Source organism: Citrobacter sp. TBCS-15 (genome assembly GCF_005280815.1).
In the GTDB taxonomy this organism is placed as follows: Bacteria; Pseudomonadota; Gammaproteobacteria; order Enterobacterales; family Enterobacteriaceae; genus Citrobacter; species Citrobacter werkmanii.
The window spans coordinates 16,342-28,529 of sequence record NZ_SZWK01000101.1; the positions used below are offsets into that span (position 1 = coordinate 16,342).

12 protein-coding genes are annotated in these 12,188 nt (G+C 52.7%); 6 read left to right on the top strand and 6 right to left on the bottom strand.

Features of this window, described 5'->3' with window-relative positions:
- Window positions 1–12 precede the first annotated feature (12 nt).
- The 5 genes from accC to FDW96_RS03230 all read right to left on the bottom strand — a co-directional run bounded on the left by accC (window position 13) and on the right by FDW96_RS03230 (window position 4,934).
- Window positions 13–1,362, bottom strand: coding sequence for an acetyl-CoA carboxylase biotin carboxylase subunit (gene accC / locus FDW96_RS03210; protein WP_003828838.1), 1,350 nt, complete (start codon window positions 1,360–1,362; stop codon window positions 13–15).
- 10 nt (window positions 1,363–1,372) lie between these two features.
- On the bottom strand, window positions 1,373–1,843 hold the full coding sequence (accB, locus tag FDW96_RS03215; protein WP_003025210.1) for an acetyl-CoA carboxylase biotin carboxyl carrier protein: 471 nt from the start codon (window positions 1,841–1,843) through the stop codon (window positions 1,373–1,375).
- 392 nt (window positions 1,844–2,235) lie between these two features.
- Window positions 2,236–2,835, bottom strand: a complete 600-nt coding sequence (gene msrQ / locus FDW96_RS03220) for a protein-methionine-sulfoxide reductase heme-binding subunit MsrQ (RefSeq protein ID WP_042311350.1) — start codon at window positions 2,833–2,835, stop codon at window positions 2,236–2,238.
- Entirely contained in the window at window positions 2,836–3,840 is a 1,005-nt protein-coding gene (msrP, locus tag FDW96_RS03225; RefSeq protein ID WP_042311348.1) for a protein-methionine-sulfoxide reductase catalytic subunit MsrP, read from the bottom strand.
- Between the two features lie 119 nt (window positions 3,841–3,959).
- On the bottom strand, window positions 3,960–4,934 hold the full coding sequence (locus FDW96_RS03230) for an MDR family oxidoreductase (protein ID WP_137365211.1): 975 nt from the start codon (window positions 4,932–4,934) through the stop codon (window positions 3,960–3,962).
- Between the two features lie 225 nt (window positions 4,935–5,159).
- Between FDW96_RS03230 and csrD the strand changes: the two genes are divergently transcribed.
- A complete protein-coding gene (gene csrD, locus FDW96_RS03235; protein WP_137349690.1) occupies window positions 5,160–7,100 on the top strand; it encodes an RNase E specificity factor CsrD in 1,941 nt (646 codons plus the stop codon).
- An 8-nt stretch (window positions 7,101–7,108) separates the two neighbouring features.
- On the opposite strand, the gene FDW96_RS24995 is transcribed toward csrD, so the two are convergent.
- Window positions 7,109–7,429 (bottom strand): hypothetical protein, encoded by a 321-nt coding sequence (locus FDW96_RS24995; protein ID WP_154050627.1) that lies wholly within the window; start codon window positions 7,427–7,429, stop codon window positions 7,109–7,111.
- Here FDW96_RS24995 and mreB point away from each other — a divergent pair.
- From mreB to rng, 5 genes are all read left to right on the top strand, one after another.
- Window positions 7,407–8,450, top strand: a complete 1,044-nt coding sequence (gene mreB, locus FDW96_RS03240; protein WP_000913396.1) for a rod shape-determining protein MreB — start codon at window positions 7,407–7,409, stop codon at window positions 8,448–8,450. The genes FDW96_RS24995 and mreB overlap by 23 nt on opposite strands.
- A 64-nt stretch (window positions 8,451–8,514) precedes the next feature.
- A complete protein-coding gene (gene mreC / locus FDW96_RS03245; RefSeq protein ID WP_042311343.1) occupies window positions 8,515–9,537 on the top strand; it encodes a rod shape-determining protein MreC in 1,023 nt (340 codons plus the stop codon).
- Window positions 9,538–10,026: a rod shape-determining protein MreD gene (gene mreD, locus FDW96_RS03250; RefSeq protein ID WP_038634362.1), complete on the top strand. Its 489-nt coding sequence runs from the start codon at window positions 9,538–9,540 to the stop codon at window positions 10,024–10,026. It abuts the gene before it with no gap.
- Between the two features lie 7 nt (window positions 10,027–10,033).
- Window positions 10,034–10,627 carry a nucleoside triphosphate pyrophosphatase gene (locus tag FDW96_RS03255; RefSeq protein ID WP_042311341.1) on the top strand — a complete coding sequence of 198 codons (594 nt, stop codon included), beginning with the start codon at window positions 10,034–10,036 and terminating at the stop codon, window positions 10,625–10,627.
- Window positions 10,617–12,086: a ribonuclease G gene (gene rng, locus FDW96_RS03260; RefSeq protein ID WP_003828822.1), complete on the top strand. Its 1,470-nt coding sequence runs from the start codon at window positions 10,617–10,619 to the stop codon at window positions 12,084–12,086. Before FDW96_RS03255 ends, rng begins: the two co-directional genes overlap by 11 nt.
- Window positions 12,087–12,188: the final 102 nt, after the last annotated feature.

A 12,188-nucleotide genomic window follows, 5' to 3' on the forward strand; every position in this document is an offset into this window, starting at 1 on the left:
GTTAACGCTTGCTTACTTTTCCTGAAGTCCGAGTTTTTTCTCCAGGTAGTGGATATTGGTTCCACCATGCTGGAAGTGCTCGTCATTCATGATACGGATCTGCAGATCAACGTTGGTTTTGATGCCGTCGATGATCAGTTCCTGCAAGGCGTTTTTCATGCGTGCGATAGCGACGTCGCGGTTTTCGCCATAGCAAATCAGCTTACCGATCATTGAGTCATAGTACGGAGGTACTGTGTAACCTGCGTAAATATGAGACTCCCAGCGCACACCAAAGCCACCCGGCGCGTGGAAACGCGTGATTTTACCCGGGCTCGGCAGGAAGGTATTCGGGTCTTCGGCGTTGATACGGCACTCTACCGCATGACCTTTAACCACAACTTCGTCCTGCTTGATGGACAGCGGTTGACCCGCAGCGATGCGCAGCTGTTCTTTGATCAGGTCAACACCGGTGATCATTTCGGTTACCGGGTGTTCAACCTGAATACGGGTGTTCATTTCAATGAAGTAGAACTCACCGTTTTCGAACAGGAACTCGAAAGTACCCGCGCCACGATAGCCGATATCAACGCACGCTTTAGCGCAACGCTCGCCGATGTAGCGACGCAGTTCCGGAGTAATGCCCGGCGCTGGTGCTTCTTCGACAACTTTCTGGTGACGACGCTGCATGGAGCAGTCACGCTCTGCCAGATAAATCGCGTTACCCTGACCGTCTGCCAGCACCTGAATTTCGATGTGGCGTGGGTTTTCCAGGTATTTCTCCATGTAGACCATGTCGTTATTGAAAGCCGCTTTCGCTTCCGCTTTGGTCATGGAGATGGATTGCGCCAGTTCGGCATCGCTGCGCACGACGCGCATACCGCGACCGCCGCCGCCGCCGGAGGCTTTGATGATAACCGGGTAGCCGATGCGTTTAGCATGAGCGCGGTTAGCGTCCATGTCATCGCCCAACGGACCGTCAGAGCCAGGAACAGTCGGTACGCCAGCTTTCTTCATCGCGGTAATCGCGGACACTTTGTCGCCCATCAGGCGGATGGTGTCGGCTTTCGGGCCGATGAAGATAAAGCCAGAACGTTCTACCTGCTCAGCAAAGTTGGCGTTCTCAGAGAGGAAGCCATAACCCGGATGAATTGCCACCGCGCCGGTGATTTCAGCGGCGCTAATGATAGCCGGGATGTTCAGATAGCTTTTTACGGACGGAGCCGGGCCAATACAGACCGTCTCATCCGCCAGCAATACGTGTTTTAAATCGCGATCCGCGCTTGAATGCACAGCGACAGTCTTGATGCCCAGTTCTTTACAGGCACGAAGAATACGCAAGGCAATCTCGCCGCGGTTAGCGATGACAATTTTATCCAACATGTTCGCCTCGTTATTCGATGACGACCAGCGGCTCGTCAAATTCTACCGGTTGACCACTTTCTACCAGAATCGCTTTAACGACGCCGGATTTGTCGGCTTCGATCTGGTTCATCATTTTCATGGCTTCAACGATGCACAGGGTATCGCCCGCATTCACTTTCTGGCCGATTTCGATGAACGCTTTCGCATCCGGGCTCGGGGTGCGGTAGAACGTACCAACCATTGGGGAGCGTACGATGTGACCACTGATTTCCGCTGCTGCCGGAGCTTCCATACTTGGAGAGGCAGTTTGTGCGACAGCGTTAGACAGAGCTGGCTGCTGCATCACTGGTGCAGCATAAGCCTGTTGCATCATTGGAAAACTTGCAGCTGGCGCCGCACGGCTGATGCGTACAGACTCTTCGCCTTCAGAAATTTCCAGTTCGGAGATGCCTGATTCTTCAACCAGCTCGATCAGTTTTTTAATCTTACGAATATCCATGAGTGGGTTCCGTACTCTTTGTTTAGTGAGATTGTGACAGGCGTTTTACCGCCGTCTGTATAGCATTTTTATAACAGTGAGTGACAAGATGCCACGCATCTCAGGCGTTGCACTGGGTGCCGTTGCCTTTAAGTGAGATTGCCAGACTTGTTCGTCATTGTGCGGCTATCTTCTGCCATTTTCGGGTAAAAGACAAAATATACCTTCAATATCCGATTGTCACCCTTTCCGCGCCGTAAAAACGCTACCGGGGATAGCAAAGGCGCACATTATAACTATTTCGTAGCAATTGGCAGCTAAATACTGGTCTTATCAGGGAAGATAATCAACCGTTAACATGTAAAGAAAATCGGATCGTCCGTGTTTTGCAACGCACTGCACATATCGTGAAACTACCGCCACCACTGGCGAAACTTCCTGTAGCGGCAGGCTAACAGTAGCGCAGCAAGTGCGGCATAAATAATCGGTTGAGGGGAGATAATTTTAACCGACCACAGATAATGTATGGGTGCCAGGATCGCCACAAGATAGACGAAGTTGTGCAGAAATTGCCAATTCTTACCCAGCTTTCGCTGTGCAGATTGCGTGGACGTTAAGGTGAGAGCAAATAATATGACCCAACTGACAATGCCCAACATCAAATACGGTCGCGAGATTAATTCCCGCCCCAACAGCGCCAGATTATGAATACCCAATTCCAGTAACGCGTAGCTGGTTAAATGCAGCGTCGCCCAGGCGAAACACCATAGCCCTAACAGGCGACGAATGCGTATCAATAATGGCTGTTTAGCGTAGCGCGCGAGGGGAGAGACCAGCAAGGTCGCCAGTAAGAATTTCAGAGCTGTCCTACCGGTAAAGTGCTGGATATCTTTGACCGGATCGGCGCTCAAACCGCCATGATTTACCGCCCAAAAGAGCCAGATGAACGGCAAAAAGCCGGCAAGATGCAGGCAAACTTTCAGCCCGGTAATGTGCTTTGCAGTCAGACGCACTTAAAAGTTCTCCTGCAGATTAAGGCCACGATACAGGGAAGCAACCTCTTCGGCGTAACCGTTAAACAGCTGTGTGGGTTGACGCTGTACATCCAGAATACCGCCAGCGCCAATAAAGCGTTCGGTGGCCTGGGACCAGCGGGGGTGATCGACATGCGGATTCACGTTGGCATAAAACCCATATTCATTGGGCGCGGCCAGGTTCCAGGTTGTCGGCGGGCGTTCGCGGGTTAATTTGATACTCACGATCGACTTTATGCCCTTAAATCCGTATTTCCACGGCACAATTAAGCGGATGGGGGCGCCATTTTGCGGCGGAAGGGCCTTACCATAAACCCCTACGGTAAGCAGAGTGAGTGGATGCATCGCTTCATCCAGGCGTAACCCTTCAACATAGGGATACTTCAGCCCGCCGCCAATAAAACGATCTTTCTGTCCTGGCATTTCATCCGGCGCGTAGCGCGTTTCGAAAGCGACATATTTTGCGTTGCTGGTGGGTTCAACCTGCGCCAGCAGTTTATGTAATGGAAAGCCAATCCACGGCACCACCATTGACCAGGCTTCCACGCAGCGCATCCGATAAATCCGCTCCTCCAATGGGAAACGGGTGGTCAGCGCATCATGATCGAGAGTGAGTGGTTTTGCGACTTCGCCAGTGATTTTCAAGGTCCACGGATCGGTTTTCAGACTGCCGGCGTTGGCCGCTGGATCCGCTTTGTCGAGACCAAACTCATAGAAGTTGTTGTAGCCAGAAACCTTATCCGCTGGCGTTAAAGGAAGCGAATTTTGCCAGGCGGTGGGCTTGCTGAAATTAAGCGGCTTACCCGCAGGTGCCGGAGGGCGGTCATTACCCTTAAACCAGCTAAGAAGGTCGGCCTGCGCAGAGAGGGGCAAAGATAACGCGGCTGCGCTGATCCCTAATGCTTGCAGTACCTGACGGCGCTGCATAAAAAAAGCCGACTCGGCGGTGACGTCGGCTTCTGTAAATGGACGTAATTTCTTCATAACAGACTCCCGGCTTACGCATCATGACAGACAGGGGATGCGTAGTTAATATGGCAGGGAGTCTCTATATATGCCGCGAAATTTCGTTAGTTAAGTGTAAATTTCTGCGCTGGTGCCTGTTATTTCACCTTCACCAGGGTACGGCCTTGCACCTGGTTATTGATGATGGCATCGGCGAACTTCGGCGCATCCCCCAGCGTAATCTCCGTGGCGGCCTGAGCATAGAACGATTCCGGCAGATCTTTAACTAAACGCGCCCAGGCTTCCGCGCGGCGTGCCGGCGGGGTCATCACCGAGTCCACCCCTTGCAGACGAACGTTACGCAGAATGAATGGCATAACGGTGGTCGGCAGCGCGAAACCGCCTGCCAGGCCGCAGGCAGCTACGCAGCCACCGTAGTTCATCTGTGCTAGGACTTTCGCCAGCACTTTATCGCCAATGGTATCAATTGCACCGGCCCACAGTTGTTTTTCCAACGGGCGAGATTCAGCAAACTCATCGCGGCCAAGAATACGGTTAGCGCCCAGGCTCTTCAGGTAGTCGTGGGTGCTTTCGCGGCCTGATACTGCCGCAACCTGATAGCCCAGCTTATGCAGTAATGCAACGGCAGTGCTGCCCACGCCGCCGCTGGCGCCAGTGACGACAATCTCACCGTCTTGTGGGCGAATACCTGCATCTTCAAGCGCCATGACGCACAGCATAGCGGTAAAGCCGGCGGTGCCGATGACCATCGCTTTACGCCCGTCCAGCCCTTGCGGCAGCGCTACCAGCCAGTCGCCTTTGACGCGCGCACGTTCCGCCAGCCCGCCCCAATGGTTTTCACCTACACCCCAGCCGGTCAGTAAAACTTCCTGACCTGTATGAAAACGGGGATCTTCGCTGGCGCGAACGGTTCCGGCGAAATCAATGCCAGGAATCATCGGAAAGTTGCGAATGATTTTACCCTTGCCGGTGATAGCAAGGGCGTCTTTATAGTTCAGGCTCGACCAGTGGACATCCACCGTTACATCGCCTTCCGGGAGCTGGTTTTCGTCGAGGGGTTGAACGGATGCGAGGGTTTTTCCGTCCTGCTGTTCTAAGATCAAAGCCTGCATAACCTGTCCTCAATTCATATAGTGGATTGGAAAATTGTTAATGAAGACTATACTCGCTAATCAAAACATGATGCCGATTCTGCGCAATAAATTGCCAGATATACCTGATTTGGTAGTATGCCCCCACAGTTTGCATAAATTGGCGGATTTTGCGTTCAGTTTTGCATTTTCGAGTCGCTTTATCTCTTTTACACCTGTTTCATAACTGTCGGAGTTAACACAAGGATGCGATTAACGACGAAATTCTCAGCTTTTGTCACGCTGCTTACTGGGTTAACGATCTTTGTGACTCTGATTGGCTGCTCGCTGAGTTTCTACAACGCTATTCAATATAAGTTCACTACGCGAGTGCAGGCGGTGGCGACGGCGATTGATACACATCTTGTCTCCCACGATTTCGTTTCGCTGACACCGCAAATCGATGAACTGATGGTTTCTGTTGATATCGTGCGTATCGAGTTGCTGCAAGGGGAGCATACAGTGTATGACCACTCCCGAACCAGCAGCTACCGCCCGGCAGGAACGAACAACCTCTACCGCGACATCACCGTACCGTTGGTCAAGCATCCGGGAATGTCAGTGCGACTGGTTTATCAGGATCCGATGGGCAACTATTTCCACTCGCTCCTGACTACCGCGCCGCTCACGCTGGCCATTGCATTTATTATTCTGATGCTCTTTTTGTCGGTACGCTGGCTTCAGCGTCAGCTTTCAGGCCAGGAGCTACTGGAGATTCGTTCCACGCGTATTCTGAACGGTGAACGCGGGCCGAATGTACGAGGAACGGTCTATGAATGGCCAGCGCGCACCAGCAGTGCGCTCGATATGTTGCTGACTGAAATTCAAAATGCCCGCGAGCAACGCAGTCGACTGGACACCCTGATTCGTTCCTATGTTGCGCAGGATACAAAAACCGGGCTGAGTAACCGTCTGTTTTTTGATAACCAATTGGCCACGCTGCTGGAAGATCAGGAAAAGGTAGGATCGCATGGCGTCGTGATGATGGTGCGCCTGCCGGACTTTACTCTGCTGCGAGATAGCTGGGGAATCACCCAGGCGGAAGAGCAAATTTCAACGCTAATCAATTTGTTGTCGACGTTTATGACGCGTTATCCGGGGGCATTGCTGGCGCGCTACCACCGTAGCGATTTTGCCATCCTGCTGCCACATCGCACGCTGAAAGAAGCCGAAAGCATCGCCGGGCAATTATTAAAAGCGGTCGATGCGCTTCCGACTAATAAAATGATCGATCGTGCCGATATGGTTCATATTGGCATTTGCGTTTGTCGCAGTGGGCAGTCGACGGAACAGGTGATGGATCATGCTGAGGCCGCCACCCGGAATTCGGTCCTGCAGGGCGGGAACAGCTGGTCGGTCTATGATGACTCCCTGCCGGAAAAAGGCCGGGGCAACGTGCGTTGGCGAACACTGATTGAACAGATGCTCAGCCGGGGCGGGCCGAGAATATATCAAAAACCTGCGGTAACGCGTGAAGGACGGGTACACCACCGGGAACTGATGTGTCGTATTTTTGATGGCAGCGAAGAGGTTATCTCAGCGGAATATATGCCGATGGTGCTGCAATTTGGCCTGGCTGAAGAGTATGACCGTTTGCAGTTAAGCCGTCTGATCTTGCTTTTGGGCTACTGGCCGCAGGAAAGCCTGGCGATGCAGATAACGGTTGAATCGCTAATTCGCCCACGTTTTCAGCGCTGGTTGCGTGATACGTTGATGCAGTGCGAAAAATCACTACGCAAACGCATAATTATTGAACTTGCTGAGGCAGATGTCTGTCAACATATCAGCCGATTACAGCCCGTCATCCGATTGATGGATGCGCTAGGGGTACGAATCGCCGTTACGCAGGCCGGTTTAACGCTGGTAAGCACCAGTTGGATTAAAGAGCTTAACGTTGAGTTATTGAAGCTGCATCCAAGCCTGGTAAGGAATATTGATAAGCGAACCGAAAACCAACTGTTGGTTCAAAGCCTGGCGGAGGCCTGTTCAGGCACGCCAACGCAGGTTTACGCCACGGGCGTTCGTTCGCGTAGCGAGTGGCATACGCTCACGGAACGCGGAGTTGCTGGTGGGCAAGGGGATTTTTTTGCCGCATCACAGCCACTTGACACTAACGTGAAAAAATATTCGCAAAGATATTCGGTTTAACCTGCCGTTTAATTCGTTTTCACGTAGAATAACGCGCGCTGTGCCTTCTGGGGGTGTGCTTGTCTGCTCGCCAGGTTGTAACAGCAAACATGCAGGTGAATGACCTTTGACAGGTTGCAAACAAAAGCGAGGAATGCTGCTGATTTTTTCAGCCCTGATGGACTCAGGCCGGTTTTGTAACAAAGGAAACGAACTGCACTAATTTTCACCGTAGCAGATGATTTTTGCGCCTTGTCGCTGCTGCGTGTGGTTGGTAAAGTAAGCGGATTTTGTTTTCCGCCCCAGCTTTCAGGATTATCCCTTAGTATGTTGAAAAAATTTCGTGGCATGTTTTCCAATGACCTGTCCATTGACCTGGGTACCGCGAATACCCTTATTTATGTAAAAGGACAAGGCATCGTATTGAATGAGCCTTCTGTTGTGGCCATTCGTCAGGATCGTGCCGGTTCGCCGAAAAGCGTGGCTGCAGTAGGTCATGATGCGAAGCAGATGCTGGGTCGTACACCGGGCAATATCGCTGCAATTCGCCCAATGAAAGACGGCGTTATCGCTGACTTCTTCGTGACTGAAAAAATGCTCCAGCACTTTATCAAACAAGTGCACAGCAATAGCTTCATGCGCCCAAGCCCGCGCGTACTGGTGTGTGTACCGGTTGGCGCAACCCAGGTTGAACGCCGTGCGATCCGTGAATCCGCTCAGGGCGCAGGCGCCCGTGAAGTCTTTTTGATCGAAGAGCCGATGGCGGCCGCGATCGGTGCGGGTTTGCCAGTTTCTGAAGCAACCGGTTCAATGGTTGTGGATATCGGTGGTGGTACCACTGAAGTTGCCGTTATCTCCCTGAACGGTGTGGTTTACTCTTCTTCCGTACGTATTGGTGGTGACCGTTTCGACGAAGCCATCATTAATTACGTTCGTCGTAACTACGGTTCTCTGATCGGTGAAGCCACCGCAGAACGTATTAAACACGAAATCGGTTCCGCTTATCCGGGCGACGAAGTCCGCGAGATCGAAGTTCGCGGCCGTAACCTGGCTGAGGGTGTTCCACGCGGCTTTACCCTGAACTCCAACGAGATTCTGGAAGCGCTGCAGGAACCGCTGACCGGTATCGTGAGCGCGGTAATGGTTGCACTGGAACAGTGCCCGCCAGAGCTGGCTTCAGACATCTCCGAGCGCGGTATGGTGCTGACCGGTGGCGGTGCGCTGCTGCGTAACCTTGACCGTCTGTTAATGGAAGAAACCGGTATTCCAGTTGTTGTTGCTGAAGATCCGCTGACCTGCGTGGCGCGCGGTGGCGGCAAAGCACTGGAAATGATCGATATGCACGGCGGCGACCTGTTCAGCGAAGAGTAATCGGACGCAGGTAGGGTGACCCGCGGGTTGCCCTACCGCTCTGATACGAGAATACGCATAGACTATGAAGCCAATTTTTAGCCGTGGCCCGTCGCTACAGATTCGCCTTATTCTGGCGGTGCTGGTGGCGCTCGGCGTTATTATTGCCGACAGCCGCCTGGGTACGTTTAGTCAAATCCGAACGTACATGGATACCGCCGTCAGTCCTTTCTACTTTATCTCTAATGGTCCTCGTGAATTACTCGACGGCGTGTCGCAAACGCTGGCTTCGCGTGACCAACTCGAACTTGAAAACCGGGCGCTGCGTCAGGAACTGCTGCTGAAAAATAGCGAGCTGCTGATGCTGGGGCAATATAAACAGGAGAACGCGCGTTTGCGCGAGCTGCTGGGATCGCCATTGCGTCAGGACGAACAAAAGATGGTGACGCAGGTCATCTCAACGGTTAATGACCCTTACAGCGATCAGGTCGTGATCGACAAAGGGAGCGTTAACGGCGTCTACGAAGGTCAGCCAGTTATTAGCGACAAAGGTGTAGTGGGTCAGGTCGTTGCGGTAGCAAAACTGACCAGCCGCGTGCTGTTGATTTGCGATGCGACACATGCTCTGCCAATCCAGGTTCTGCGTAACGATATTCGCGTCATTGCTGCGGGCAACGGTTGTACGGACGATCTTCAGCTCGAACATCTGCCGGCGAACACCGATATTCGCGTTGGCGATGTGCTGGTGACTTCCGGTTTGGGTGGACGCTTCCCGGAAGGTTATCCGGTTGCTGTTGTTTCTTCCGTTAAGCTGGACACTCAGCGTGCTTATACCGTCATTCAGGCACGTCCGACCGCGGGTTTGCAGCGTTTGCGCTATCTGCTGCTGTTGTGGGGAGCCGATCGTAACGGCGCCAATCCGATGACGCCGGAAGAAGTACACCGTGTTGCCAATGAACGTTTGATGCAAATGATGCCGCAAGTTCTGCCTGCGCCAGATGCTATGGGGCCACCAGCGCCAGTACCGGCACCTGCGACAGGCGTCACTACAGCGCCTACGGACACCACGCCGCCACAACCTGCTCCGCGTAAGCCGGGAGGACAGTAAGTGGCAAGCTATCGTAGCCAGGGGCGTTGGGTTATTTGGCTTTCGTTCCTTATTGCACTGTTGCTGCAAGTTATGCCCTGGCCGGATGACATTCTTGTTTTCCGGCCAAATTGGGTGCTGCTCATCTTGTTGTATTGGATTCTGGCGCTGCCGCATCGCGTCAATGTGGGCACAGGGTTCGTGGTAGGTGCAATACTGGATCTCATTAGCGGTTCCACGCTTGGCGTGCGGGCCTTGTCGATGAGTATCATTGCCTATCTGGTTGCACTGAAATTCCAGCTATTCCGCAACCTCGCGCTCTGGCAACAGGCGCTGGTGGTCGTGTTGTTATCACTGGTCGTGGATATTATTGTTTTCTGGGCCGAGTTTTTAGTGATCAATGTCTCTTTCAGACCCGAAGTGTTCTGGAGTAGTGTAGTGAATGGTGTGCTCTGGCCATGGCTATTCTTACTGATGCGTAAAATCCGTCAGCAGTTTGCGGTGCAATAAGGTTGATATGAATACTCTGTATCTTGCTTCAGGTTCTCCACGTCGTCAGGAACTGCTCGCTCAACTTGGTGTTACGTTTGAACGGCTGATTCCTGGGATTGAAGAACAGCGGCACCCGCAGGAAAGCGCGCAGCAGTACGTTTCTCGTCTGGCGCGCGAAAAAGCGCAGGCTGGCGTTGCGCTGGCGCAGCGCGATTTGCCGGTATTGGGTGCGGATACCATTGTTATTCTTAACGGCGAAGTGTTGGAAAAACCGCACGACGCCGCCCATGCCGCCGCAATGCTGCGTAAACTGTCGGGCAACACGCATCAGGTCATGACCGCCGTGGCATTAGCCGATCGCCAGCACAGTCTGGACTGTCTGGTAGTGACGGAAGTGACGTTCAGAGCACTCACCGATGAGGACATCGCGGGTTATGTTGCCAGCGGTGAACCAATGGATAAAGCAGGTGCATACGGTATTCAAGGGTTGGGTGGCTGTTTTGTCAGGAAGATAAATGGCAGCTATCACGCCGTAGTCGGCTTACCGCTGGTAGAAACGTATGAGTTGCTGACCAATTTTAACGCACTGCGTGAGCAAAGGGATAAACATGACGGCTGAATTGTTGGTAAACGTAACGCCATCGGAAACTCGGGTGGCTTACATTGATGGCGGTATTCTGCAGGAAATTCATATTGAACGTGAGGCGCGACGTGGAATCGTAGGCAATATCTACAAAGGTCGTGTAAGTCGTGTGCTTCCGGGTATGCAGGCGGCTTTTGTAGATATTGGACTGGATAAAGCCGCATTTCTTCACGCTTCAGACATCATGCCGCATACCGAATGCGTGGCCGGTGAAGAACAAAAACAGTTCACCGTACGCGACATTTCTGAACTGGTTCGCCAGGGCCAGGATTTGATGGTGCAGGTGGTAAAAGATCCACTGGGAACTAAGGGCGCCCGCCTGACGACGGACATTACGCTACCTTCCCGTTATCTTGTATTTATGCCGGGTGCATCGCACGTTGGCGTTTCCCAACGTATCGAAAGCGAAACCGAACGCGAACGCCTGAAAAAAGTGGTTGCCGATTACTGTGATGAGCAGGGCGGATTTATCATTCGTACGGCGGCGGAAGGCGTATGCGAAGAGGATCTGGCCTCGGATGCTGCCTACCTGAAGCGCGTCTGGACGAAAGTCATGGAGCGCAAAAAACGCCCGCAAACGCGCTATCAGATGTATGGCGAACTGGCGCTGGCGCAGCGCGTTTTGCGTGATTTTGCCGATGCCCAGCTTGATCGGATCCGCGTCGACTCTCGCCTGACCTATGAGGCGTTGCTGGAATTTACGGCGGAGTACATTCCCGAGATGACCAGCAAGCTGGAGCATTACAGCGGACGTCAGCCCATTTTCGATCTCTTTGACGTTGAGAATGAAATCCAGCGCGCGCTTGAACGCAAAGTTGAGCTGAAATCCGGCGGCTATTTGATCATCGATCAAACCGAAGCGATGACCACCGTGGATATCAATACCGGCGCGTTTGTTGGACATCGTAATCTCGACGACACTATTTTTAATACTAATATTGAAGCAACGCAGGCCATTGCGCGTCAGCTGCGTTTGCGTAATCTGGGCGGCATTATCATTATCGATTTTATCGACATGAATAATGAAGACCATCGGCGCCGGGTGTTGCACTCTCTGGAGCAGGCTCTGAGCAAGGACCGCGTAAAAACCAGTATTAACGGTTTTTCACAGCTGGGCCTGGTAGAGATGACGCGCAAGCGCACGCGTGAAAGCGTGGAGCATGTGCTGTGCAATGAGTGCCCTACCTGCCATGGACGCGGTACCGTGAAAACGGTGGAAACAGTATGCTATGAAATCATGCGCGAAATTGTCCGCGTACACCATGCATACGACTCCGATCGCTTCCTGGTTTATGCATCTCCGGCAGTGGCGGAAACCCTGAAAGGCGAAGAGTCGCATGCGCTGGCAGAAGTCGAAATCTTTGTGGGTAAACAGGTCAAAGTCCAGGTTGAACCGCTCTATAACCAGGAGCAGTTCGACGTCGTAATGATGTAATTGAGTAGTAGCACCAGCGCATGTAGGCCGGATAAGGCGCAAGCGCAGCCATCCGGCAATATACACTCAAGGGGTGTGAGTCACATTTTTTTGCAGACAAGG